This is a genomic window from Corynebacterium sp. CNJ-954, assembly GCF_001942345.1.
In the GTDB taxonomy this organism is placed as follows: Bacteria; Actinomycetota; Actinomycetes; order Mycobacteriales; family Mycobacteriaceae; genus Corynebacterium.
This window is the reverse complement of sequence record NZ_MKKI01000011.1, coordinates 166,415-191,523: the sequence shown is the minus strand read 5'-3', so window position 1 is coordinate 191,523 and position 25,109 is coordinate 166,415. Positions and strand designations below refer to the sequence as shown.

The window sequence follows — 25,109 nt, the reverse complement described above, 5'->3', positions numbered from 1 at the left end:
TCAGTCCGTGGTGTCGGGGGTGTCGGGGGAGTCGGGGGTGGAGGATCGTCGCCGTTCGACGAGGCTCACCGTGGCGAACGCCGCCACGATGAGGAACCCCCAGAGCACCCACATACTGTTCAAGGGGGCGGACATGTTCTGCTGGCCGATGAATGACCAGTGCACGGAGATCTGGTGGCTGACAAAGGGGATCATCGCCACGTAGACCACCACAAGCGCCACGGCTGTCGTGGCCTGGACGACAACCCAGGAACGTACAGGGGTGCCGGGCGAGGGGTGGGCGGACCGTACACCCAGATCCACGAGGCACACGACCAGGGGGACGAGCCACACCCAGTGGTGGTGCCAGGAGAACGGTGAGACGAGACATGCGGTGATCCCACCTAACGCCATGACCAACGGCTGGTTGTCGTGCCGTGTCGCCCACCGAACGGCGGCGTACAACAGGACGACCACGACCAGGCAGGAGATCAGCCATACGACAGTGCCGAGTGAACTTCCGTCGAACGTCCGCTCCGTGAAGCCTTTCAGGGACTGGGACGCGGAGACGGTGTCACTGCCGATCCGGGTGGAATCGAATATCGCGGATGTCCAGAAGCGCATGGCGTCCGGGACGGTGACGAGCCCGATGACCACGGTGACGAGAAATGTGACGGACGCGGTGACGGCGTCCCGCCACCTCCGCTGCATCAGGAAGACCAGGATGAAGAACGCCGGTGTCAGCTTCAGTCCCGCGGCGATCCCCACCCCGATCCCGGTGAGACGGTCCCGGGTGCGGAGGAAGTCCAGGGAGACCAGCAGCATCAGCAGCATGTTGATCTGGCCGTAGAAGAAGCTGTCCCTGACCGGCGACAACGCTAGCGCGGCGAGAGCTGCGGCCGTCCCCAACGCCACCGTTCCGGCGTCAAGCCGGTAGCCGCGACGGACCAGCGTGCCGAGAATGACACAGACCAGCGCGCCGACACAGGCGAGCTGCCAGAACGTCGCGGACATCTCAGCAGGTGCGACGGCGAGGCCACGGAAGAGCGTGCCGGCGAACGGGGGATAGGTGAACGGGAGCGGGCCGTAGAGCGGACCGTCGTAGATGTTGCCGTGGTGGGCGAGAGCTTCACCGGCACGGAAGTAGACCATGAAGTCGGTCGGTACCTTGTAGAGGTCCAGTGCACGTCCGAAGACCACCGGGCGCGTCTCACGGTAGGCCACGAGGGCCACCACCGCGATCAGCGCGAGGGTCAGCACAGTCCGTCCGCCGAGCCGCCGGGCGGGGACGAGGGATGAGTCCTGGGCGGTCGGAGGAGTGACGACAGGAGTGCCAGAGGAAGTTGTCAAGGCCGGAGCCTTCCGGGAGAAGTTTCGTAGGATGAAAGTAGAGTGTAGCGCCGCGGCTTCCGGGAGGGGCGTAAGACGGGTCCGGTGGCGTGGTATTCTGACCGAGAATTTCCAACGATGTGAGACAAAGAAGCGAGAAAGGGTCCACAGAATGAAACTCGCGGTCATTGCCGGAGACGGAATCGGCACCGAAGTCACTGCCGAAGCACTCAAGGTCCTGGAGGCCGTAACCGGTGATGAAACCGTCGAGGTCACGGACTTCGACCTCGGGGCCCGCCGCTACCTCCGCAACGGTGAGCTGCTCACAGACGCCGACCTCTCCTCACTGCGCGAACACGATGCGATCCTCCTCGGAGCCATCGGGGATCCGCGCACGGTGCCTGCCGGGGTGCTGGAACGCGGGTTGCTGCTGCCGCTACGTTTCACCCTCGATCACGCCGTCAACCTGCGTCCGGCGAAGCTCTACCCGGGATCGTCGTCCCCGCTGACGCATCCCGGTGAGATCGATTTCGTGGTTGTCCGGGAAGGAACCGAGGGGTTGTACTGCGGTAACGGTGGAACGCTGCGGGTGGGAACCGACCACGAGGTGGCCAGCGAAGTCAGCCAGAACACCTGGTACGGGGTGGAGCGTGTCGTGCGTGACGCCTTCGGCAGGGCTCAGGAGCGGTCGCGCAGACTGACCCTGGTCCACAAGACAAATGTCCTGGTCAACGCAGGTGGTCTGTGGGCCCGTGCAGTGGAGACCGTGGGCGCAGAGTTCCCGGACGTGACGGTCGATTACTGCCACATCGATGCGGCCACGATCTACATGGTCACTGATCCGGGTCGTTTCGATGTCATCGTCACCGACAATCTCTTCGGCGACATCCTCACCGACCTGGCGGGCGCGGTCACCGGCGGTATCGGTCTGGCTGCCTCCGGAAACATCGACCCGTCGCGACGGAGCCCGTCGATGTTCGAGCCGGTGCACGGGTCCGCGCCGGACATCGCAGGGCAGGGGATCGCTGATCCCTGTGCGGCGATTCTGTCGGTCGCGCTTCTCCTGCGGCACCTGGCCGGGGACGAGGGCGAGAACGCGGAACTGCGGAACACCCAGGCCGATGCGATCGAGGCCGCGGTCCTCGCGGAGGCGGGCTCGCGTGACGGCTCCCCGGTGCGCACCGTCGACGTGGGCGACCGGGTGGCAGCCGCGGTCCGGTAGACACCCGGACACGGCTGCCGAGCAAGCAGCCGGGGGTCAGCGCCCGGAATGCCGCAGCCACGTCAGGACGGCGCGGACCCGGCGGTTCTCGTCCGAGGGCGCCATGCCCAACTTCATGAAGACGTTGGCGACGTGCTTGCTGACCGCACCGGCGGAGAGGAAGAGTTTCTCACCGATCTGAGTGTTCGAGTCCCCGGCGGCCATGTGCTCGAGGACTTCACGTTCACGGTCCGTGAGATCCTCGATTCCGCTGTGCCGCGCACTCACCAGAGCCTTGACCACCTCCGGATCGACGACGGTGCCACCTTCGGCGACACTCGCGATCGCCGTGAGGAAGTCATTGACATCGGCGACGCGTTCCTTGAGCAGGTAACCGAAGCCTCCGTGGTCCAGCAGGTCATCGAGATAGGCCGCTGCGACATACTGCGAGAGCATCACCGCCGGCAGCATGCCGCCGGACTCCGTCAACTCTTCACGGAGCCGGTGGACGGCGGCGAGTCCGTCGTCCGACATCGTCGGTGGCATCCGGACATCACTGACGATGAGGTCGGGCCGCCTGTCACGGGCCTCTCTGATCAGGGCATCGGCGTCTGCCACGGCAGTAACCTGGTGACCGGCGGCACGAAGCAGGCCCGCCAGGCCTTCCCGGAGCAGGGACGTGTCTTCAGCGAGCAGGATGTTCATGGCAGTGTCATCTCCAGTCGGGTTGTCCAGGTGTCCGCAGGGGACGGTGTGAGTGTCACGGTTCCTCCGAGGGCGGCAGCCCGTTCCCGGAGACCGGCTAGACCGGTACCACCTGTACCACCGGGGTCTCCGGTGCGGGCAGGGGAAGAACCGTCACCGAGTCCGGCGCCGTTGTCGTCGAGGGTGAGTACCGTGCAGTCCCGCTCGTTCTTCAGACTGATCCGTAGCGCGTCGGCACCTGCGTGCCGTACCGCATTCGTCATCCCTTCGGCGGAACAGTGGTAGAGCAGGAGGGCAGAGGTGTCCGTGAGATGTTCAGCCGCAGCATCCCGCAGGTCGACAACCTCACCCTCGATGCCGGAGTGGGCGATGAGTTCCTGCAGCGCTTCATACAGACCCTTGTCGGCCAGCACCTGCGGATAGATTCCCCGGACCGTCGTCCGGAGTGCATCGAGCGCCCGCCTGGCGTTGACCTTGATGTTCTCCAACTCGCCGGTGATGTCTCCACCGCTTCTCGCCGTCAGTTCGACAGTGGCGACATTGAGTTGCAGTGCCGTCAGGTACTGTTGCGGGCCGTCGTGGAGTTCCCGTTCGATCCGGTGTCGCTCACCGGTGAACGCATCAGCCAGGACCGCGCGGGAGCGGGCGAGCTCAGCAACTTCTTCCGACGCCGTGGTGTTGGACAGGACGGCGGACGCGACAGAGCAGCCGGTGATCAGCCACGAGGCATAGAGGAGCAGCAGGGCACCGCAGACGGTCAGGATCCAACACACAGTGAAGACAGCGGGTGCCCAGCTGGTCTCCCAGAACCCGAACGAGAGTTCTCCTCCGACCGAGTCGCGGTAGAAGAACGGGATCATCGCGAGGAAGACCGTGACGGTGCCCAACGCGACCACCAGGGCGAAGGCTGCGAACGCGAGAAGTAACTGCGCAAGTAACTCCATCGCCTGCGGCCAGTCGAACCAGCGGTTCGCCCGTCGTCGCGGTACCTGGACCTTCATCCACCGGGCGGCGAGCCGTCCGGTCAGGTCCGCCACTCTGGCGCTCAGCGGCAGCCAGGGCAGAAGGATCACCGTCGCCACAAGGGCCGGGATGAAGGCCACCGCAAGACACAGTGTCCACCCGAATGCCCTCCATACAGGTTGGCCGACCAGAAACCTCCAGGGACGAATGCTGAAACCACCCGGCCAGAACTGTCGTGGTGGGTCGGCTGTCATCGGCGTCGTGGTCACCCCTCGACTGTAACCCGTGTCCCGGACACCCTGCGGTAGAGCTGACTCCACCTTTTCCCGGGGGCCTGGGCCATGGGTGAGTCGCGCCCGAGAGGCTGGGATAGGTGGTCATGGACAATCACATAACATGCACTGAGTTGACCAAACGTTTCGGTTCCCGGACCGTCATCGACCGACTGTCGGTCACAGCGAGGGCCGGTGAGGTCACGGCACTCCTCGGGCCGTCTGGCGCAGGGAAGACCACGCTGTTGAACATGATGGCGGGGCTGGAACGGCTCACCTCCGGCGTGGTTTCCTCCCCCGGGAGACGGACACGGAGCTTCATCTTCCAGGACTACAATCTGCTCGACTCCATGAACGCCCGTGACAATGCACTGCTCACGCGACGCCTTGTGGGGAAAAGAGCGCGGAAGAAGGACGTGGACGCCGTCTTCGGCAGGCTCGGCATCGACGGCCTGCAACGGCACCTTCCTCACCAGTTGTCGGGAGGCCAACAGCAGAGGGTGGCGGTTGCCCGGGTTCTGATTGCGGAGGTTCCCTATGTCTTCGCTGATGAACCGACGGCTGCGCTGGATCCGGCAAGTACGTCAGTGGTGCTGCAGAGTCTGCGCGCCGTAGCCGACTCCGGCGCGACTGTCGTGATGGTGTCACATCAGCGGGACAACCTGCGGATTGTCGACCGCACGGTGGACGTGGTCAACGGTTCGACCACCCGGATCAGGTCCTGATGCTCGGCGCCATCCTGACGACCGCGTGGTCCGATATCCGTGCGACCCGGTACTCCTGGTTCGCTGTGGCGGTCACGTTGACGGCCGCGGGAGCGGCTACCGCGTACTCGTTGGCGTTCCTCATTGACGGTGAACAAGGCGCTGCGGAGGTCGGAGGCACTCTTCTCGGCCTTGCGCTCATCGGCACGGTCAGTGCGACCACGTCCGTCACCGGACTCGTCGTGAATGAGCGTCGACGCGCCTATGCCAGATGGAAGCTGGTGGGCATGTCAGGTGTCGCTGCATTCACCGTCGTGATGGCCCAGGTCCTCACGGTCACGATGGTCGCGGTGCTTCCGGGGGCGTTGCTGGCTTTTCCGCTGGTCCCGTGGGCAGCGGACTACTTCGCAGTTCAGGGAGCCCCGCTCGGTGACCCGGAGGTCGGGCTTGATGTCATCGTCATCGCGGTCGTGGTCTGCATGGGTGCTGTCGTCCTGGGAAGCCTGGGAAAAGTGTTGGCGGTGTCCCGGGTGCGTCCGGTCGTCGCACTCCGGACGGCAGTGGCCCCCACAGCCCGTCCAGGAATCCTCGCCACCGGGTGGAGCCTCATGATGACGGTTGCACTGGTCATGTTTCTCACCTCCGATGACATCCACGAAGATGGTGCGGTCCTCGGCGTCCAGGTGATCGTCCTGCTGACTGTCGTTCCGGTGACAGGCTGGTTGGTGCTGGTGCTGCTGCACTGGACGAGGCTGCTCCACGTCTTCGGACCGTCTGCGAGAGTGGCCGCAGGCGGTTCGCGGATTCGCTCGGCGTTCACGAACGCCCAGGTACTCCCGTGGTTTCTTCTGGCAGGCCTGATCGTCGGAATCGGGTCACCGATGATGGTGATGGTGCGGGCCGACGGCGCAGAGCTGACAGGGGCGGAACTCCTCGTGCCGATGCTGGCACCGGCGCTCATCCCACCGTTGGCTGCCGGAATCTCTTCGATACTGGTCCTGGTGCCGAGGATGAGGACCGATGCCCGCGTCCTGCTCCGCGCCGGCGCAGGCCGACGGCACCTTCTCGGGGTGATCGGATGGGATTCCCTCGTGGTGGTCGTTACCGCCGGGATGCTGACACTGGCAGTCACCGTTCCCGGCGTCGCCGTGGCGAATGCGGTGTGCAGAGGTGAACCATGGCCTCCCGGCTGGTGGACAGATATTCTGTGGTTGCCTTTCGGGGCCATCGCAGCGGCAATGTGGCTTCTCATGTCTGCCGTGTCCTGTCTGGTGCGACCGACATCGCCGGGGAGGGGGTGGAGCCAACTCCCGTAGTCGTCTGGGCCCCTTAAACTCCAGGGCGGTCCTCCCGCACAGTGGATGACATGGACATTGTGACGAAGGCCGTGAGCAAGACGTACCGGGAACAGGATGGCCCGGTCATCGGAGACACCGACGGGCACGGCGTCGACGGCATTGACCTCACGGTGCCCGCCGGGTCATTTCTGGCGCTGATGGGGCCGTCCGGGTCGGGTAAGTCGACGCTGTTGAACATGCTCGCCGGAATTGTCCGGCCCACCTCAGGTCGTGTCCTCTACGACGGCAGAGATATCTGGGCGCTCTCCGACAGCCGTCGTTCCCGGTTGCGGGCCGCATCCACGGCCACGGTCTTCCAGGAGTACAACCTGTTCGACTACCTCACCGTCCGCGAGAACATCGCCCTCGGTACGAGACTGGCCCACGCACCCGCCGAACGTCACGCAGTCCGGGACGCGCTGACGACAGTGGGGATGGAACCTTACGCGAACACCCGCCCCGACGAACTGTCCGGCGGACAGCGCCAACGCGTCGCCATCGCCCGCGCCGTCGCATCAGATCCCCAGGTCATCTTCGCCGACGAGCCGACGGGCGCTCTCGACGAGGCCAACGGCCGGGCCGTCGTCCGGCTTCTGCGGGAACTGGCGGACGCAGGAGCCAGCGTGCTCATGGTCACCCATGAACCGGAGATCGCAGCGGCGGCTGACAGGACCCTGATGCTTCGGGACGGGATGGTCGATCACGGATGACGGTACTTCGACTCCTCGCCACCGGACATCGCTCGGCGACCATGGCGTATCTGACGGTCGGCGCACTACTAACCGGTCTTGCCGGTGGGATCATCGGAACCGCTGTGCGAGCCACCGGCATCGCCGACGAACTCCGCGATGCGGACGTCGTGACCACAGACACCGCCGCAGAGTGGGGAAACTACCAGGGCGTCGCAGACTACACCTTCATGGTCGCAGCGATCGCGTGCATCGTCGGCATGATTCTGCTGGCTTCCGCGGCGCAGTTCCTCGTCGCCAGCTTCGGTACGACGAGTCGACGCCCTCCGTATGCTTGGGGCATCGCGGCGAGCCGTACGGTGGCAACTGACGGCTGCGGCGACGGTGGTCAGCGCTCTCGCCGTCCCCCTCGGCACCGTGCTGTCACCGGTGGTCTCCCTGGGCTTCCGGTCCCTCCTGGACCGGATCGGGTTGTCCACTGCTGGCTTCGGAACCGCGTGGATGCCACAGCCTGCCCTGATAGCCGGCTCATGTCTGATGGTGTGGGGCATCCTGGCGGTGTGGTGGCAGGCGCGTCACCTCACCGGCCTTGCGGATGACGCCAAGGTGTCGACGCGGTGTCGGCGCAGCCGTCACATCCTTGCGGTGCCCGTCCGCTACGGGGTGGGCATTACGGCCGGAGTTGGACTGTGGCTGATGCATGACGCTGACATGACCCTCGACAACTTCAATGAGATGGCCTTCGGCATCGCATTCTGCACCCTGCTCGTGGGCTGGGCGTGTACTGCGCCGGCGCTACGGAGCCTGGGGTGGATGCTGCGGCGGGGTGGTACCGGTCGAATGGTCGTCGGTGGTGTCACCGGCGAGCACGCGCGCCGGGTCGCCGGTATGTCGCTCGTCGCGTCAACGGTCATCGTACTCGGCGGCACCTCCGCGTTTGCTGCGCTCACCAGTACCACCGGAGAGGCGTACCGCAGTGAGGCGTCCCTGCAGGCCACGGCCGTCGCCGAGCAGAGACTGACGGCCTCGCAGACCGATGCTGCCCGTGACGCTGGACTGGTGGTCTCGCCGTTGCACACCGACTCCGGCTGGTTGGAGGGACACGACTCGGTGGACACGGTTCCGGTCCATCGGGTAGATCCGGCCGGCATCGGGACAATCCTCGTCCCCGGTACCGTCACGTCCGGATCACTGGGCGACCTCGGTGGTGACAATGTTGCGGCCGACGAGCGTCGGATGCTGGGGGACACCGTGCTCATCCGGGACGATGACGGTGAGCAGCGGGAGGTGACTGTCGTTGCCACGCTGGCCCGTGATTCCGCCCTGGGCAGCGGGATCACCGTGGATGACGGGTCTTTCCCGCTCAGCTCCGGTGGACAGCAGGGCTCCGTGACTGACAGGACGTATGTGTCGGGCCCGGCGGACGCCAGTGGCGTGGTGCCTGGCGTCAGTTGGGATGATCCACGGCACAGCACAGATGAGCAGATCGCCGACACCCAGGCCGGACAGCTGAGTTCCCTGGTCGGCATGGTCGGGGGAATCGGCGTTGTGGCGGTGGTGGCCCTGGTCCATGCGGTGGTCGGATTCGCCGCCGACTGTCGCGGCACACGCACCAGGATGCGGCGCATCAGCTTCTCCTGGGCGCGGGTCACCGGTGCTTTCGCCGGTCTCGGGATGATCATCGGTCTGGCGGCGGGGGTGATGGCGGCGGTGTCACTCTGGGTGGCACACCGTACCCTGGCCGGGATGCTCTCGGAGGTGGGGGCGGGCACGACGATCGGTGTGCCGTGGGCCCTCCTGGTCGGCCTGTGGGGCACGGTCGTTCTGGCAGGGGTGGCAGGCACGGCATCCCCGACGTTGGTCGATGCGGCCCGGTCCCGGCCACGGAGCCCGGCTACTGGTAGCTGACGATGTCCGGTGTCGGTTCAACCGCCGCCGTCTGGTCGGGGGTGAGCATCGGTTCATCCTCGTCGATGAAGTTCTTCCAGCCCAGGGCGATTGCCGGATCGAGTCCCCGGCGCACGACCTCCCAGGTCTCCGCCTTGACGCCCTGGGGCCCGTGTCCGTCACAGTGCACGGCGACGCTGACATGATCCGTGCCGGTCACCATGGTCTCGCGGTTGCGGATCATCTGCAGCTGGAACTGGTGGATCATCAGGAGTTTCTGGGGGAGCTTCTCCGACACCACCAGCCCCTCGAGCCATACGGCGACCTCGTTGATCTCCGAGGCGTCGACATGCCCGACTTCGACCATCGGCTGGTCATCGGGGCCGAGCCTCCACTCCGGATCCAGAGCGAGACCCACACCGGGATGCTTCAGCAGGTCGGCGTAGTACTGCGCCTGTTGCAGGAGCGTCTCGCGACCGGGCTGGATGTCGATGATCGCATATCCACCGGCGTCGACGATGGCCTCGATCCAGGGCCTGACCTCCTCCGGGTCGCTGTAATTGCTGAAACTCCCCGAGGGGCCCGGATCCTCGGCTGCGACGGTCACGATGATCTCGAAGGAGGGGATGACCGGTACGTCACTGGTCGGACCGTACTGCTCCGCGAGCTTTTGCGCCCTGGTGACGGCCTCGTTCGGTGGCTGCTCACCCATCACACCGAGCAGGGGCTCGTTCGCGTGCCCGTAGAGTGCGATGATCTTCCTGCCTGGGAACATCACCTGTCCACCGCCGGGGAGGCGTCCGTCCACGGTCTCGGCGAGCTCACCTCGGCGTCGCAGGTCGTCGTCGCTGCCGAAACTGCTGCCGAGGGCGACCAGGTTGCCGGCACCGTTGAGTTCGTCGACCGTGGCTTCGACGGACTCGTCGGTGGAACGCGGATCAGCGGCGACGACCGGTACCAGGGTGAAACCCGCTGCAGTGGCGGTGGCGACGCTGACCGGCGACGACGAGGGGACGGCAAGTGCGACACCTGACCGCTCGCGGTCGTCACCGTGGATACCGCCGGATGCCTCGTCCGGCCAGGCGACTTCCGTGCCGCCGTCACCGCCGGTGGTGTGGACGGTGACGTCGCCCTCTGTGCTGTCCGAGGGTGCAGACGGACTATCGGTACCGCCGACGAGGACGACCTCGGAGACTCCGAAACGTTCCAGTTCCGCGGTGAGTTCCTCCGTGGCGGAGTCGCTGTCCGCGAAGACGGGGACCCCGTGTTCACGGGCGAGGTCGCATCCTGCCTCCAGATGCTCGCCGGTGGCCGAGGCGGCGACGAGGACGGCGATGTCGGCGGAGGTGAACAAGATCCTGCTGGTGGCGACACCCGACGGGTCGTCCTGGATGACGGTCACACCGGTGTCGTCTGCCGGACGTGCGCGTTCTTCGCCACCTCCGGAACCGCTGCCGCCACCGGAGGAACTGTCACCGGAACATGCGCTGAGGGGCACAGTGGCCAATGCGAGCGCACCAGCGCCCAGGAGGAATGTACGGCGGGACAGTGGCACTACGGGAACGGCCTTTCGGGACGGCGGAAGCTGTGGCGTGGGTCGGGGAAACCTTCCCCGACCCTATCTCCCGGGTCAGGCGATCGCGGCGGCGGCCTCCGTCCCCTGCCGGATCGCACGCTTGGCATCGAGCTCGGCGGCGAGATCGGCACCGCCGACGACGTCGAAGGTGATGCCTGCCTCCTGCAATGGCTTGACGAGATCGGTGACCGACTCCTGGCCGGTACACAGGACGATGGAGTCGACCTCCAGCACACGACGGTCCGTCAGCGTCCGTGTACCATCCTTCTCCTCGTAGAACGCCAGGTGCAGCCCGGCATCGTCGATCTTCTCGTAGGTGGCACCGCTGATCTGCTCGACCTTCTTCATCTTCACCGCCGCCCGGTGGACCCATCCCGTCGTCTTGCCCAGCGTCTTGCCCTGGCGCGACGCCTTACGCTGCACCATGTAGACCTGACGCAGCGGTTCCGAGGGGCGTGGTTTCGTCAGTGCCCCGACGGCAGCGGGATCGTCGTCGACGCCCCACTCCTGCTCCCACTCCTTGAGATTCAACGAGGGTGAGTCCACACCGGTCGGGGTCGTGAGGAATTCGGAGACGTCGAAACCGATTCCCCCGGCGCCCATCACAGCGACCCGACCACCGATCTCACGTTCGCCACGGACGGCCTCGGCATAGGTCATCACGCTGGGATGGTCGACCCCCTCGATGGCAGGTACCCGGGGCGCGACTCCCGAGGAGATGATCACGTGGTCGAATCCGCCGTCCACCAGGTCCGTCACGGAAGCGCGGGTGTTGAGGTGCACGGTGACCCCGAGTTTGTCGAGCTGGGTGGAGAAGTAGCGGATCGTCTCGTGGAACTCCTCCTTGCCCGGTATCCGGGCCGCGATGGAGAACTGTCCGCCGATACTGTCCCTGGCCTCGAACAACTCGACATGGTGCCCACGTTCGGCGGCGGATACGGCAGCAGACAAGCCGGCCGGACCTGCACCGACGACGGCGACCTTCTTCGCGTGGCGGGTCGGGGTGAGAACCAGCTTCGTCTCCCGTCCGGCACGCGGATTGACCAGGCAGGAGACAGGCTTCCCGGCGAAGGCGTGGTCAAGACAGGCCTGGTTGCATCCGATGCAGGTGTTGATCTCGTCGGAACGGCCGGTGCGGGCCTTGGACATGAAGTGCGGGTCCGCCAACAGCGGCCGCGCCATCGACACCGCGTCGACCTTGCCGTTGGCCAGGATGCCCTCGGCGACCTCCGGGGTGTTGATACGGTTCGAGGCGATGAGCGGGATCGAGACCTCGTCGCGCAGACGCTCCGTGAACTTCACGAACGCGCCCCGGGGCACCGAGGTGACGATGGTCGGGACGCGGGCCTCATGCCACCCGATGTCGGTGTTGATCGCGTCGACACCGTGACGTTCCGCCCGCCGGGACATTAGCGCGATCTCGTCGAACGTCTGGCCGTTCTTGACGAAGTCGGCGATGGACTGGCGCAGGATCACCGGGAAGTCCCGGGGAACCTGGCGCCGGATCTCGTCGATGACCTCGACCAGGAAACGCTGCCGGTTGGTGGTTGACCCGCCCCAGCGGTCGGTACGGTCATTGGTGTGGGGGCACAGGAACTGGTTGATGAGGTAGCCCTCGCCGCCCATGATCTCGACCGCGTCGTACCCGGCCTTGCGCGCGAGGCGGGCGGCCCGCCCGTAGGAACGGATGGTACTCCGGATCATTCCCTCGGTCATCCGGATGTGCTTGAACGGGTGGATGGGGGAGGGTTCGGTACCCGGGGCAGCCTTGAACGGGGTCACCCCGTAGCGACCGGCATGCAGTATCTGCATGGCGATACGTCCGCCCTCCCGGTGGACGGCGTCGGTGATCCGTCGGTGGTGCAGGACTGCCAGCGGTGTCGCCATCCGGCCGCCGAGCGGAGAGAGGTCACCACTGCGCGTGGGGGTGATGCCTCCGGTGACGATGAGCCCGACCCCGCCGCGGGCGCGTTCAGCGTAGAACTCGCCCAGACGGTCGGCGTGCCAGAACCGGTCCTCCAGTCCGGTGTGCATCGATCCCATCACCGAGCGGTTGGGCAGGGTCAGCCCGCCGATCGTCAATGGAGTGAACAGGTGGGGATACGGGGGAGTAGTCGGTGTCGTCACTGCGTCTGTCGTGTCTGTCGTGTCTGTCACGGTCGGTCACTGTCCTTCTCGGTGGTCGTGGGTGAGGGCGTCACGTACTTCGGTGCACCAGTCCACGAAGCTGTCCTCGAGCCGGATACCGAGGCGCAGGACGAGGTGCTGGTGCAGTCGTCGCCCGGTGAGCACTCCCGTGGGCCCCTCCGTTCTCTCGGTTCCTCCCGTCCCTTCCGTGCCGGGTGTGGTGCCTGCGACTTCGGGGTACTGGGTGCGCTCGTAGTTCCGGTAGAGCCGGAGCAGCTCTTCGTGGGTGTCGCGATGCCGTCCGATGTCGGCGAGGAGGTCATCGAGGTCTCCGTGTTCGGCGCCGCGGATCTTCACCGACAGGTCGTCGCGGATCTTCGTCACCTCGGACGGGTCGGAAATCCAGGTGTGCAACGCCGTTCTGCCGGCGGGGGCGAGAGCGTAGATTTTCTTGTCCGGCCTGCCGTCCTGGGCGACATCTCGACATGTCACCAGTCCGTCGTCGTGCAGGCGGGCCAGGGTGCGGTAGATCTGCTGTCGGGTTGCGGGCCAGAAGTGACCCAGGGATGTGGCGAACTGTCGTCCCAGCTCATAACCGGTCCCTGGCCGTTCGGCCAGGGAGATCATGATCGCGTGTTCCAGTGCCATGTCTGTGAGCGTAATCCACGTCACACCCCAGGAGGGAACTAGAACACGAATTGATGTGAAACTTGTTTCATATACCCCCGGTTCGGGGTTGGTGGGGACGGCGTGCGGTACCCGGCCCATAGACTTGCCGACCATGAGTGTGGAACTTGATGAGGTCCGGCGCTTCCTCAGCGCGCACGAGCCCTTCAGTCATCTTCCGGACGAGGAACTCGACTCGCTCCCCGGCAAGATGGAGATCATCTACGTGCGGCGCGGCGAGACCGTCATCACTGCCGGACAGCCGAACGACACGCTGTACGTCATCCGTTCGGGTGCCGTCGACGTCCTCGACAGTCAGGACGTTCTGCTGGACAGGAGAGGCGCCGGCCGGTTCTTCGGCCACTCCACCATCGTGACGAAGGGAGGGTTCGGCGCGGAGCCCGGGCCGTCGCGGTACACCATGATTGCGGTGGAGGACAGCCTTCTGCTGACGATGGAACGCGATGAGGTCCGTGGGCTGATTGAACGGAACCCGGAGGTCGCCCGCTATTTCGCAGGGGTGTCGGAGCGAATCAGGGCCGCCGCAGAGCGGCTGAGCGTGCGCTCCGGGTCGGACGCGCTGCGCACCAGGGTCGCCGAACTGGTCGACCGGGACCCGGTGTCCGTGGGATGCGAGGCCACGGTGCAGGACGCGGCGAAGTTGATGAGCAGGAACGGGATCTCCTGCCTCCCGGTCATCTCGGACACCGCAGACACCGCAGACACCGCAGACACCGCAGACACCGCAGACACCGCAGGCACGGCAGACGCGGCCGGGCTCCCGCCGGTGTCGGGAAATGAGCTGGTCGGCATCATCACCGACCGGGACCTGCGTACCCGGGTCATTGCTGAGGGGCTGTCGACCGGCATTCCCGTGTCAGACATCATGACGCGGGATCCGTTCTCCACGACCGCGGACACCACCGCCTTCGAGGCGATGCTGATGATGAGTGAACAGGGGGTCCACCACCTGCCGGTCGTCGGCGGCCTGGACGGTGGGGGCGACGGGGTCACCGGTGTGATCTCGGCGTCGGACATCATGCGTGCGCTGCGCAATGACCCGATCTACCTCACCGCGGATCTGGCGAAGGCCACGGACACTGAGCAGATGCGCAGTATCTTCAACGACACTGCGGAGATGACCAGCGGTTTCATTGGCAGAGGTGCATCAGCTGAGGAGGTCAGTGAGATCCTGACGGTCGGTCTGGACTCTCTGGCGCGTCGGCTTCTGGTGCTCGCAGAGGAAGAACTCGGTCCACCTCCGGTGCCGTACGCCTTTATCGTGATCGGGTCCCAGGCCCGTCGCGCAGTCGGTTTCTCCTCCGACCAGGACAACGGACTGGTCCTGCACAACTCCTACGACGAGGACCGTGACGGCGAGTATTTCGCGGAACTCGGACAGATGGTCTGCACCGGTCTCAGTGAGGCCGGACAGCGACTGTGCCCGGGCGACATGATGGCGATGAACCCGGCGTGGAGGATGACGGTGGACCAGTGGAAGGACTCATTCCACACCTGGGTCACCGCTCCGAACCCGGATGCACTGCTGCACGCACAGACCTTCTTCGACATGCGTCCGATCTACGGGGCCCGCGAACTCGCCGACCAGGTTCACCGCTATTCAGTGGCACTGGCCCGCAGTTCCACACGGTTCCACGCCCGCCTGGCTGCCCTGGTGGCCCGCAAGGAGACTCCCCTCGGCATCTTCCGCGGTCTCGTCGTCCAGCGTGGCGGTGACTACCGCAACACCCTCGACGTCAAAGCTGGCGGAACCGCCCCGATCGTCCAGATCGCCCGGCTGTACGCCCTGATGGGCGGGGTCAAGGCGGTGGGGACCCACCAGCGGCTCGCGCAGGCGGCGTCCACCGGGGTGCTCACCCAGAAAGCAGCCCGCGACCTGACGGAGGCCTTCAACTTCCTCAAGGCTCTTTCGCTGCGGCACCAGGCCAGCCAGCTCCGCAGCGGAGGTGAGGCGGACTACCGCATCGATCCGGATAGCCTGGGGAAGCTCGACCGTGAGAATCTCCGTGACGCCTTCGGCATCATCAAGAGCATCCAGACGTCGCTGGCCGTCAAGTACCCGGTGAGGAACACATGAGCCTGCTGCGCCGACTGTGGGAGAAACGCCGGGCCGCCGGTGCACTCGCCGACTTCTACGCGGTGGCACCGCCGTCCGGCTCCACCCCGCTGGACGATCTCCCGGTGCTCGCCGTGGACGTCGAAGCGACCGGCCTCGACCTGGCCACCGACCGGCTGCTGTCGATCGGTTGGGTGCCTATGGACGGACGGAGGATCGTCCTGGCGGGGGCCCGCGAGGTGGTCATCTCCGGGGCCCGGGACGATGCGGACGGTGTCGGCCAGTCCGCCACGGTGCACGGTCTCACCGACGACATGGTCGACGCCGGCATGCCGTTGGCGGACGCCCTCGGAGAACTGCTTGACGCGCTGCCGGGACGGGTGATGCTGGCGCACTTCTCGATGATCGAGGAAGATTTCCTGTCCGCGGCGTGCCGGTCCGTCTTCGGCGCGAGGCTGGTCGTCCCCACCCTGGACACCTATGCACTGGAACGGCGACGGATGGAACGGGACTCCGTGCAACCCCGGGGGGAGGACCTGCGACTGCCGCGGATCCGGGACCGTTACGGCCTGCCGTCCTACCCGCCGCACCGGGCGGTCACCGATGCACTGTCGTGTGCTGAGCTGTTTCTCGCGATGACCTCCCCGGCGAACGGCCGGTCACCCTATTCGACGTTGCGGTCCGCACAGGTATAGAGAGCACAGGCGGGGGCGGTCTCAGTGTCCCCTGTTTTCCTCTGTAAGCTAAGTGACCATGAGAATTTCGCGCATTGCACACCCTGAAGGTATGGCCTTCGTGGCACTGGAGGGGGGAGAGGCCGACGGGACCGGGGCAACCTGCCGTGAGATCGCCGGCCACCCTTTCGGGGAGCCTGAGTTCACCGGACGGACCTGGAAGTTCGAGGACGTCCGTCTGCTGGCCCCGATCCTGCCCTCCAAGGTCGTCGCCGTGGGACGTAACTACGCCGACCACGTCAAGGAGGTCTTCAACAAGTCCGCGGAGCACCTGCCGCCGACGCTCTTCCTGAAGCCGCCGACGGCCGTCGTGGGTACCGGTGCGCCGATCCGGAAGCCGGAGTGGGCGACCCGGGTGGAGTTCGAGGGCGAGCTGGCGATCGTCATCGGCAAGCCGTGCAAGGACGTCAAGCGTGACGACTGGAAGAACGTCGTACTTGGTTTCACGATCGTCAACGACGTCTCCTCGCGTGACCTGCAGTTCGCCGACGGTCAGTGGTCACGTGCCAAGGGTCTGGACAGCTTCTGCCCGTTGGGCCCGTGGATCGAGACCGACCTGGACTTCACCGACCTGACGGACCTGCCGATCAAGGCCCATCTGACCCACGACGGGGAGACCGAGACCAAGCAGGACTCCAACTCGGACCAGATGATCAAGTCCATCCCGGAGATCGTGGAGTGGGTCTCACAGGCGTTCACGCTGCTCCCGGGAGACGTGATCTGCACCGGTTCACCGGCCGGTACGGCCGAGATGGTCCCGGGTGACACCATCGACATCGAGATTCCCGGTCTCGGACATCTGGTCAACCCCATCGAGGCGTACTGACCCGTTCCCGTCCCGATGGGCGGGATCATTCCAGGGGGACTCGCGCTCAGACCGCACGCATTGCGGCGGGTACATTGAGCGCCCGCAAGGCGGTCTGCAGTTTCGCGGTCGTCTCCGCCGCCTCCGCGGCGGGGGACGACGAGGCGATGACGCCACCGCCGGCCCACGCCCTCGCCGTGGCGCCGGCCACCTCAGCACAGCGGATACTCACCATGTACTCGCCGTCGCCGTCGTCATTGCACCATCCGACGAACCCGGCGTAGAAGCAACGGGGCTCCTCGACCTCGTTGATGATGCCGATGGCGTCGTCAGTGGGCGTGCCACCGACCGCGGGAGTGGGGTGCAGCATCAGCGCGAGATCCAGCGCGGAGAAGTTGAGGTCCGGCAGCGTGCCACGCACCGGGGTGGCGAGGTGCCACATCTCGTTGGTCTTGATCAACTCGGGCGCGTCGGGGATGGAGAGCTCGGAGCAGACACCGCTGAGCACCTGCCGGTAGTGGTCCACGACCAGTTCGTGTTCGGTGAGGTCCTTGGTGGAGTCCCGCAGCATCCGGCCGACGGTCTCGTCGGCCTGCCGGTCCGCCAGACGGGCGGCGGAGCCCGCCAGCGGGCGCGCTTCGACGGTGGTGCCACGCCTGCGGATCAGCACCTCCGGGGAGGAACCGACCAGCATCGTGCCACGGTCATCCGAGCGCCCGGTGGCGGACAGGTCTACCGCGAAACCGTCCCGGTGCGCGGACAGGTCGATGAGCCGGGCGGCGATGAGGAGGGGATCGACCTCCTCGGCGAACTCGATGTCGACGGCCCTGGCCAGCACCACCTTGCGCAGGGTGGTGTTGTGCATCGTCTCGATGGCCGCCGCCACGGTGGACTGGTGTTCCTCGGAGCTGCTCAACGGATGGACGTTGACGACCTCGAGCCGGTCGCCGAGATCCCGGCCACGGTAGTGGGCGGGTGGTTCCAACGGGCCTTCGGTTTCAATGACGGTGCCAGGAACCGTCAGTGCCGCACGGTTATCGGTGTCGAAGGGGACGGCGCCGACGACGAGCCGTGCGCTACCGTCGCGCAGGGCCGTGGCGGCCTCGAACGGATCGGGGTAGGACGCGCGTGTCCCCTGGGTGCGGATGCTGCCCGACGCGCGGGAAAGGAGAAAGTCCGGCGCTGTTGACGGGCGATCGTTATTGATCACACAGCCACCGTACTCAGGGGGGCGAAACAAACTGAAATTGCTGGCCCCACATGTGCGGGTACGAGTGCCAGCGCACTCAACCACGGCCGAGGTACGGCATTCCGGCGGCTGTCACCGTCACCCGGTCCACACAGACGTCGGCCGGCATCTCTGCCACACTGACCAGCAGTCGGGCCGCTTCGGCGGCATCGAAGGTGGGCTCGGATGCGGCACTAGTGGTGAATGTGTCCAGCAGAGCGGTGCGGGCATTCCCGATATCGAGTTCAGTGGCGGTGATTCCCACGTCGCGACCGTCCAACGCCGTCGACACCGTCAGTGAGGCCACTGCGGCCTTGGATGCGGCGTAGGCGGCGGCGCCCGCCCGTGGGGCGTGCGCTGCGATGGAGCCGTTGTTGATGATCCGTCCACCGCCGTGGGCCGCCATCCAGGCGAAGGCGGCCCGGGTGCAGAGGAGGGTTCCGGTGAAATTGGTGCGCAGTGTCGTCTCGACGTCCCCGGGGTCGACGGTGTCGATGCGACCGGTGGGACCGGGGACACCGGCGTTGTTGACCAGAAGATCGAGCCGTCCGGATTCCGCGGTGACACGGTCGAAGGCGGCGGCGACGGACCGCCGGTCGGTCACGTCGCACGGGACGGCGAGGTGGCCCTCGCCCGGGACGGCGAGGTGGCCCTCGCCCGGGCAGGAGTCCACGGTCTCCTCGAGAGTCCGTCGTGTACGGCCCAGAGCGGCGACGGTCCAGCCTGCGTCCGCCAGGGCGACGGCGAAAGTCCGGCCGAGGCCACCGCCGGCACCGGTGATGACGGCGGTGCGGGCGGCGGTGCGGTGGTCAAGGTGTGGTGGTGTCTCTGAACCAGTCATGTCCGCCATTCTTCCTGATCTCTGACGGCTCCGGACGGTAGGTTGGGATAACCGGTACCCGTCCCGCGCACTATCCCGGGAGAACGGAGACGACAGCATGTCAATGGATCTGACCATCATGGTGGACTCGGTGAACTGTTCCATCGGCAGGCCGCCGGGCGACCCGGATCTGGGCCGGGCCGCAGCTCTCGGCCTGGACAGGATTGAGCTGTGGTGGCCGTGGACCACCCCTGAACCCACCGACCGCGACATCGACGACCTGGTGGGCGAGCTGAAGCGTCGGGAACTCACCCTGACCGCCGTGAACTACTGGGGTGGCGACACCTCGGCAGGTGAGCGGGGAGTATTGCACGAACGTCCCTTGAGTCGACGGCACGTCGACGCGATGTCGCGGCTGGCTGACGCCACCGGGGCCGACCGTTTCAACCTGCTGGTGGGGCGGGGAGGCGGGAAGCTCGGGCCCGATCAACTCGACAACATCGCCGCGGTGGCGCACACGGCGGAAGGGAGGGGTCAGGGGACGGTCCTGATCGAGCCGAGTTCCGGGGTGGACGACTACCCGATCGCCACCGTCACTGACGCGCGTGCCGTGATCAGCAGCATCTCCAACACCGCACTGCTGGCTGACCTGTGGCATCTCAGCCAGACGGACGACGTCTCGGCGTGGCTGGACGCGCTCGGGACGTCGGACGACGATGACGCGGTATTCCCGGCGCACGTCCAGGTTGCCGACGACCCCGGTCGTGGTGCACCTGGGAGTGGCGCCCTGCCGCTGCAGGATTGGGTGGGTGCGCTGCGCTCCGCCGGGTACTCCGGCGACGTGGCGGGGGAGTGGATGTGGTGAAATAGGGCACCATGAGTGAAGTACGCGTACGTTTCTGCCCCTCGCCGACTGGGACCCCGCACGTCGGCATGGTCCGCACCGCACTGTTCAACTGGGCCTACGCCAGGCACACCGGCGGCAAGCTGGTGTTCCGGATCGAGGACACCGACGCCGCCCGCGACTCGGAGGAGTCCTACGAGGCGATCGTCGACTCCCTGACCTGGCTCGGCCTGGACTGGGACGAGGGTGTCGGAGAGCCCGGAGGCCCGCACGGCCCCTACCGGCAGTCGCAGCGTATGGAGATCTACACGGAGGTCCTCGAGAAGCTCAAGGCGTCCGGCGACGTCTACCCGGCGTACTCGACCGCCGACGAGGTCGAGGAGCGCCACCGCGCGGCCGGGCGCGACCCGAAGCTGGGGTACGACAACTTCGACCGCGACCTGACCCCCGAGCAGGTCGCGGCCTTCGAGGCAGAGGGACGCTCCCCGGTGTGGCGGCTGCGTATGCCGCAGAAGTCCTGGACCTGGACCGACCTCGTCCGCGGTGACATGGTCGTCGACGGTACGACGGTGCCGGACTTCGTGGTGGCACGGTCCAACGGTCAGCCGCTCTACACCCTGGTCAACCCGGTCGACGATGCCCTGATGCGCATCACCCACGTGCTGCGTGGTGAGGACCTGCTGCCCTCGACCCCCCGCCAGCTCGCACTGTACGAGGCCCTGGTACGCATCGGTATCGCCGAGGCGACCCCCACCTTCGGCCACCTGCCGTTCGTCATGGGTGAGGGCAACAAGAAGCTGTCGAAACGTGATCCGGAGTCCAACCTGTTCAACCACCGGGACAACGGCATCATCCCGGAGGGCATGCTGAACTACCTCTCCCTGCTGGGCTGGTCCCTGTCGGCAGATGAGGACGTCTTCGGTGTCGACCAGCTGGTGGCGAACTTCGACGTCGCGGACGTCAAGCCCAACCCGGCCCGGTTCGACCAGAAGAAGCTCGAAGCACTCAACGCCGACCACATCCGTCTGCTGGATCTGGAGGACTTCACCGGGCGGCTGCGCAGCTACCTGGAGGAGTACAAGGGGTTCCCGACGGACTATCCGTCCGACAAGTTCGCTTTCGCCGCAGACCTGGTGCAGACCCGGATCAAGACCCTCAGTGACGCGGACGGCCTGTTGCGTTTCCTGGTTACCGCGGACGAGGACCTCGAGCTCGACCCCAAGTCGGCGAAGAAGAATCTCAAGGACGACGCGGTCGAGGTCCTTGACGCCGCCATCGAGGAGGTCGAGCGGATCGGGGACGGGGAGTTCGTCACCGATACGATCGAGGCTGCTCTGTCGTCCAGGTTGATCGAGTCGATGGAACTCAAGCCGCGCAAGGCCTACGGGGCCTGCGGGTGGCGGTTTCCGGGGCTGCGGTCTCGCCGCCGCTCTTCGAGTCGATGGAGCTGCTGGGGAAGGAGTCCACTCTCGCCCGCCTGCGTGCGGCCCGCGCGGTCACGCCGTACGTCGCTGCGGAGTGATGCGGGTGGTGATGCCAGGATTGGTGCTTTGACCTCGCAATTTGCGACTCGGAGCACGTCCTGGTTATAGTATCCACCGTTGCAAGGCAGCGCGGGGAACACGCGGTGCACAGAGCAACGAATGGCCTATGGTGTAATTGGCAACACAGCGGTTTCTGGTACCGTCGTTCTAGGTTCGAGTCCTGGTAGGCCAGCGGAAACGCTGAATATGATGTGCAGTTTGTTTTCATGCCCCGTTCGTCTAGCGGCCTAGGACGCTGGCCTCTCACGCCGGTAACACGGGTTCAAATCCCGTACGGGGTACAAGGTATGTGAGCGCAGAGCCCGGTCTTCGGACCGGGCTTTTCGTATGTCCGGGGCCGCCCACCGCAACGTGAGGGAGCAATCCTGGAGGTTGGTCCGACCGGCCTCCGGGGTTGCTGCGTGACGCGGGTGCGGGGGCTCTGATCCGCGCCTGCCTCGCAGCAAAAGGGGGTTCAACTGTTCGTGAACGAAAGGTCTAGGGTGGGTGGGGTGACCATGCCGAAGAACCTGATCCTCGTCCGCCACGGCCAGAGCGAGGCCAACGTGATCCAACGTGCAGACAAGGCCGGCGACCAGGCGCTGTTCAGTGAAGAGACGATGCTGGTGGCCGACCGCTCGTGGCGGCTCACCGATGCCGGTGTCTCCCAGGCCCACGCGGCGGGTGAGTGGATCACCAACCATGTCGACGACCTCGACCGGTGCATCACCTCGCCATACGTCCGTACCCGGGAGACCGCGGCGAACCTCGGACTGGTGGGTGCGCGGTGGGAGGAGAACCGGGTGGTCCGGGAGCGTTCGTGGGGCGAGATCTCCCCGTTGCCGCGCAAGGTCTTCGAGGAACAGTACGCCCACAACGCCCTGCTGAGGAGGAAGGATCCGCTGTACTGGGCACCGCCGGCGGGAGAGTCGATCGCGAATGTCGCCGAGAACCGGGTGCGGAACATGCTCAGCACCCTGCACCGGGAAAGCAGCGAGCAGAATGTCCTGGTGGTCACCCACGGGGACTTCATGTGGTCGACCCGCCTGGTCCTCGAGCGGTGGAGTGACGAGGAGTTCCTGCGCTACGACAAGGATCCGGAGATGACCATCTTCAACTGCACGGTGCTGCACTACACGCGGATCAGCCCCGATACCGGGGGGGTGGCCCCTTGGATGCGGTGGGTCCGTGCGGCGCACCCGTTCTGCGACAAGACCACTGGACAGTGGCGCATGGTGGAGCAGCCCTGGCAGCGATTCGACCGCGACTACCTCAGCAATGAGGAACTGCTGGCGGTGGCCGAGGAGCAGGCGCGCCTGCTGTCGGAGTAAGAGGTCAGGACCGGCCCGTCACAGTGCCGTTCTCGATGTGGAAGGCATGGAAGAGACCGTTCTTCGTGGGGCCGACCTCCGCTGCCACGGCGTCCGTCATCACGTCTGAGCGGTCCGTGTAGCCCAGCAGATACTCGTCGAAAGCGGGAAGGTCCCGTCGAGTGCCGAGTGCGTTGTCGACTTCTGCGTCGGTGACATCCGGCTGCCAGTCGGCCACGTGAAGAGTCCGGCCGTCTGGGCCGTCGACGGTGACGACAGTGCCGGTGTCGAGAGCGAGAGCGGTCGCTGCGCGTACGTCCCGGAGCGTCAGTCCCGACCACCACGCCAGGTCCTTGACAGTGGCGGGCCCGCGTGAGCGGTAGTAGCGCACGGCGAGCTCGCGCAGTGCGTCCTCCCCGGTGAGGTCGCGGGGTTGGGACACGACGGTGTCGTGGAGGACGAAGGTGTCCTCGCTACGCCCTGTCCCGAAGGTCCCCTCTGTGCCCGCCGACTGAGCGGAGCGCGGTCCCTGGATGATCTCACCTTCACCGCCGAAATGGCGCAGCATGTGCGGCCCTCGCCCGCCGTCCGGGTCCACCCCTGCCTCCGCGAACACCAGGTAGGCCTCGCTGCGTGGCAGGGGAGCGGCGGCGGTTGTGAGCCGGGCGAGGAGTGCTGTTCGGCACGTGTCGACGTCGCGGTCGGAGAGCCCCAGGCCGCCCCGGCGCTTCTTTGAGGCGGCCTGGACCCGTGGCGTGCACAGGCGGGTCATCCACCGCACGTCTTCTGCGGCGAGCAGGTGATGGGTGCCGCGCTGGGACCAGCTGCGGACGACCCCGACCTCGTCGAGTGCGGCTACGTCGAGGTCAGTCACTCCTGTGCGTAAGCCGAGTGCGGTGGCGCCCGCCCGGAGATTCTGCGCCTGCATGGCGAGCATGTGGGCGGCTGTGATGTGGATGTCCGGTGCTGCAGGGAACGGTCGGGCTCGTGACGGTGCGGGCAGTTGCGCGATGAGCCGGAGGCCTCGGAGACGGTCGGCACTGAGCGTGGTCATGGGTCCAGCGTAGTCGGTGGGGCCGACCGGGGTTCAGACAGGATCTTCGCACGTCACGGACGTGATTATGTGCTTCTTCCGACAGTCCTATATAGTTCTCCCCGTTGCACAGCGCGGACACACGTCCTGCTGGTCAATCTATGTGAAAGTCCTTGCCCCGTTCGTCTAGCGGCCTAGGACGCTGGCCTCTCACGCCGGTAACACGGGTTCAAATCCCGTACGGGGTACCAAATTTGTTCAGCCCGGTCTTCGGACCGGGCTTTACTGCGTCCGCGGGGAGCGGTGGAGAGCAGTGTGGCGCTGGGACAGACGCTCAGGGGTGGGCAGGTCCCCATTTTCCGACCCACGGTGTCCGTCTCAGCGCGCCGCGGTGTGCGCCCGTGTCACCCGGCCCCCTCAGCGCAGGTAACGCTCCAGTTCAGCGGCGCTGTGCTGCAGTGCCTCGCGGTGCCGTGCCGCCGGCGAGGGGCCCATACGCTCGGCGGGCCCGGAGATCGACAGGGCGGCAATCACACCCGAGGCGTCCCGCACCGGCACCGAGACGCTGGCCAGGGCGGCGTCGCGTTCCCCGACGGATTCGGCGATCTGGCCGGCACGGACGAGTTCGAGGTCCTCGGCGGTGTAGTTCGCGTTGGCGAGGATATCGTCCTGGAAGACCTTGGGGGAGTACGCCACGAGGACCTTCGCCGCGGACCCTGCGGTGAGGGTCAGGCGGTTTCCCACTGGTACCGTGTCCCGCAGGCCCTGCCGGGGTTCCGCCGTGGCGATGCACACGCGTTCCCGTCCGGACAGCTTGTAGATCTGGACGGCTTCGCCGGTGCGCTCGACCAGGTCGGGCAGCACATGCTCGGCGGCTTCGTCGAGCCGCGTGGAGGACTTCGGTGCCAGCTCGGCGAGTGCCGGACCGGCGGTCCACTGACCGTCCTCCAGGCGGGTCACCATGCGGTGCTTCTCCAGTGCAACGGCGATCCGGTGCGCGGTGGCGCGGGGCAGGCCTGTGGTCTCGCACAACTCGGACAGGCTGTGTGGCCGACGCGCGACGATGCCCAGGATGAGCAGAGCGCGGTCGAGGACCTGGATGCCGCTGGTGGTCGTGGACGCCGTGGCCGACGCAGGTGCAGAGTTCGGCGAGGACGTCTCGGTGTAGGTGGGGTTTCCCATGATCTGATACTATACATTCCAACCAGTGGAACTTCCAGGCTGCCACGCAGTGACGAGCGGGCACCGCCGGATTCTCCGGAAGGCTGAAGAGGCTGAAGAGACAGTGGAGAAAGTGGAG

General features: G+C 66.2%; 21 protein-coding genes, 3 tRNA genes and 1 pseudogene. 14 read left to right on the top strand and 11 right to left on the bottom strand.

The window, feature by feature from the left end; translation table 11 throughout:
• Entirely contained in the window at positions 1 to 1,329 is a 1,329-nt protein-coding gene (locus tag BJF89_RS05510; protein WP_158026040.1) for a glycosyltransferase 87 family protein, read from the bottom strand.
• Positions 1,330 to 1,480: 151 nt separating this feature from the next.
• On the opposite strand from BJF89_RS05510, the gene BJF89_RS05505 reads away from it, so the two are divergent.
• Positions 1,481 to 2,530, top strand: coding sequence for a 3-isopropylmalate dehydrogenase (locus BJF89_RS05505; protein WP_075812946.1), 1,050 nt, complete (start codon positions 1,481 to 1,483; stop codon positions 2,528 to 2,530).
• 36 nt (positions 2,531 to 2,566) lie between these two features.
• Here the strand turns inward: BJF89_RS05505 and BJF89_RS05500 are convergent, their stop codons facing one another.
• Together BJF89_RS05500 and BJF89_RS05495 are read right to left on the bottom strand one after the other, a co-directional pair.
• A complete protein-coding gene (locus tag BJF89_RS05500) occupies positions 2,567 to 3,214 on the bottom strand; it encodes a response regulator transcription factor (protein WP_075812944.1) in 648 nt (215 codons plus the stop codon).
• A complete protein-coding gene (locus BJF89_RS05495; protein ID WP_158026039.1) occupies positions 3,211 to 4,317 on the bottom strand; it encodes a sensor histidine kinase in 1,107 nt (368 codons plus the stop codon). Before BJF89_RS05495 ends, BJF89_RS05500 begins: the two co-directional genes overlap by 4 nt.
• Positions 4,318 to 4,583: 266 nt before the next feature.
• Between BJF89_RS05495 and BJF89_RS05490 the strand changes: the two genes are divergently transcribed.
• Genes BJF89_RS05490 through BJF89_RS05480 form a run of 3 tightly spaced genes read left to right on the top strand, consistent with a single transcriptional unit; the run spans position 4,584 to position 7,200 of the window.
• A complete protein-coding gene (locus tag BJF89_RS05490) occupies positions 4,584 to 5,174 on the top strand; it encodes an ABC transporter ATP-binding protein (protein WP_158026038.1) in 591 nt (196 codons plus the stop codon).
• Entirely contained in the window at positions 5,174 to 6,469 is a 1,296-nt protein-coding gene (locus BJF89_RS05485; protein WP_075812942.1) for an FtsX-like permease family protein, read from the top strand. Before BJF89_RS05490 ends, BJF89_RS05485 begins: the two co-directional genes overlap by 1 nt.
• 50 nt (positions 6,470 to 6,519) lie before the next feature.
• Positions 6,520 to 7,200, top strand: a complete 681-nt coding sequence (locus tag BJF89_RS05480) for an ABC transporter ATP-binding protein (RefSeq protein ID WP_139311892.1) — start codon at positions 6,520 to 6,522, stop codon at positions 7,198 to 7,200.
• 199 nt (positions 7,201 to 7,399) lie between these two features.
• Here BJF89_RS05480 and BJF89_RS19350 read toward each other — a convergent pair whose 3' ends face one another.
• Positions 7,400 to 7,522: a hypothetical protein gene (locus BJF89_RS19350; RefSeq protein WP_255372497.1), complete on the bottom strand. Its 123-nt coding sequence runs from the start codon at positions 7,520 to 7,522 to the stop codon at positions 7,400 to 7,402.
• On the opposite strand from BJF89_RS19350, the gene BJF89_RS05475 reads away from it, so the two are divergent.
• On the top strand, positions 7,510 to 9,087 hold the full coding sequence (locus BJF89_RS05475; protein WP_139311891.1) for a hypothetical protein: 1,578 nt from the start codon (positions 7,510 to 7,512) through the stop codon (positions 9,085 to 9,087). The genes BJF89_RS19350 and BJF89_RS05475 overlap by 13 nt on opposite strands.
• Here the strand turns inward: BJF89_RS05475 and BJF89_RS05470 are convergent.
• The 3 genes from BJF89_RS05470 to BJF89_RS05460 form a co-directional block, all read right to left on the bottom strand.
• Complete coding sequence (locus tag BJF89_RS05470; protein WP_158026037.1) at positions 9,074 to 10,573, bottom strand: cell wall-binding repeat-containing protein; 1,500 nt, start codon at positions 10,571 to 10,573, stop codon at positions 9,074 to 9,076. The two genes, BJF89_RS05475 and BJF89_RS05470, sit on opposite strands and share 14 nt — an antisense overlap.
• A gap of 123 nt (positions 10,574 to 10,696) precedes the next feature.
• Complete coding sequence (locus tag BJF89_RS05465; protein ID WP_075813378.1) at positions 10,697 to 12,769, bottom strand: NADPH-dependent 2,4-dienoyl-CoA reductase; 2,073 nt, start codon at positions 12,767 to 12,769, stop codon at positions 10,697 to 10,699.
• Between the two features lie 36 nt (positions 12,770 to 12,805).
• Positions 12,806 to 13,417: a PadR family transcriptional regulator gene (locus tag BJF89_RS05460; protein WP_075812936.1), complete on the bottom strand. Its 612-nt coding sequence runs from the start codon at positions 13,415 to 13,417 to the stop codon at positions 12,806 to 12,808.
• Between the two features lie 133 nt (positions 13,418 to 13,550).
• On the opposite strand from BJF89_RS05460, the gene BJF89_RS05455 reads away from it, so the two are divergent.
• From BJF89_RS05455 to BJF89_RS05445, 3 genes are read left to right on the top strand one after another with little or no spacing between them, the layout of a single operon-like run.
• A complete protein-coding gene (locus BJF89_RS05455) occupies positions 13,551 to 15,533 on the top strand; it encodes a putative nucleotidyltransferase substrate binding domain-containing protein (RefSeq protein WP_075812934.1) in 1,983 nt (660 codons plus the stop codon).
• Positions 15,530 to 16,207: an exonuclease domain-containing protein gene (locus BJF89_RS05450; RefSeq protein ID WP_075812932.1), complete on the top strand. Its 678-nt coding sequence runs from the start codon at positions 15,530 to 15,532 to the stop codon at positions 16,205 to 16,207. Before BJF89_RS05455 ends, BJF89_RS05450 begins: the two co-directional genes overlap by 4 nt.
• A gap of 58 nt (positions 16,208 to 16,265) precedes the next feature.
• Entirely contained in the window at positions 16,266 to 17,072 is an 807-nt protein-coding gene (locus BJF89_RS05445) for a fumarylacetoacetate hydrolase family protein (protein ID WP_075812930.1), read from the top strand.
• Between the two features lie 46 nt (positions 17,073 to 17,118).
• On the opposite strand, the gene BJF89_RS05440 is transcribed toward BJF89_RS05445, so the two are convergent.
• Both BJF89_RS05440 and BJF89_RS05435 read right to left on the bottom strand, forming a co-directional pair.
• Entirely contained in the window at positions 17,119 to 18,261 is a 1,143-nt protein-coding gene (locus BJF89_RS05440) for an isochorismate synthase MenF (protein ID WP_075812928.1), read from the bottom strand.
• Between the two features lie 76 nt (positions 18,262 to 18,337).
• A complete protein-coding gene (locus BJF89_RS05435) occupies positions 18,338 to 19,120 on the bottom strand; it encodes an SDR family oxidoreductase (RefSeq protein ID WP_075813376.1) in 783 nt (260 codons plus the stop codon).
• A 97-nt stretch (positions 19,121 to 19,217) separates the two neighbouring features.
• Here BJF89_RS05435 and BJF89_RS05430 point away from each other — a divergent pair, with 97 nt between their 5' ends.
• The 5 genes and pseudogenes from BJF89_RS05430 (at position 19,218) to BJF89_RS05410 (ending at position 22,797) form a co-directional block, all read left to right on the top strand.
• Positions 19,218 to 19,964 carry a TIM barrel protein gene (locus tag BJF89_RS05430; protein WP_083650509.1) on the top strand — a complete coding sequence of 249 codons (747 nt, stop codon included), beginning with the start codon at positions 19,218 to 19,220 and terminating at the stop codon, positions 19,962 to 19,964.
• Between the two features lie 11 nt (positions 19,965 to 19,975).
• Positions 19,976 to 21,465, top strand: a pseudogene (gene gltX, locus BJF89_RS05425) (glutamate--tRNA ligase).
• A gap of 122 nt (positions 21,466 to 21,587) precedes the next feature.
• Positions 21,588 to 21,659 (top strand) — tRNA-Gln (locus BJF89_RS05420).
• A gap of 36 nt (positions 21,660 to 21,695) precedes the next feature.
• Positions 21,696 to 21,768, top strand: a tRNA-Glu gene (locus BJF89_RS05415).
• 216 nt (positions 21,769 to 21,984) lie between these two features.
• Positions 21,985 to 22,797 (top strand): histidine phosphatase family protein, encoded by an 813-nt coding sequence (locus BJF89_RS05410; RefSeq protein WP_255372516.1) that lies wholly within the window; start codon positions 21,985 to 21,987, stop codon positions 22,795 to 22,797.
• Between the two features lie 4 nt (positions 22,798 to 22,801).
• Here the strand turns inward: BJF89_RS05410 and BJF89_RS05405 are convergent, their stop codons facing one another.
• Positions 22,802 to 23,830 carry a winged helix DNA-binding domain-containing protein gene (locus BJF89_RS05405; RefSeq protein WP_075812924.1) on the bottom strand — a complete coding sequence of 343 codons (1,029 nt, stop codon included), beginning with the start codon at positions 23,828 to 23,830 and terminating at the stop codon, positions 22,802 to 22,804.
• A 154-nt stretch (positions 23,831 to 23,984) separates the two neighbouring features.
• Here BJF89_RS05405 and BJF89_RS05400 point away from each other — a divergent pair.
• A tRNA-Glu gene (locus tag BJF89_RS05400) sits at positions 23,985 to 24,060 on the top strand.
• Positions 24,061 to 24,226: 166 nt separating this feature from the next.
• Here the strand turns inward: BJF89_RS05400 and BJF89_RS05395 are convergent.
• Positions 24,227 to 24,991: an IclR family transcriptional regulator gene (locus BJF89_RS05395; RefSeq protein WP_083650508.1), complete on the bottom strand. Its 765-nt coding sequence runs from the start codon at positions 24,989 to 24,991 to the stop codon at positions 24,227 to 24,229.
• Positions 24,992 to 25,109: the final 118 nt, after the last annotated feature.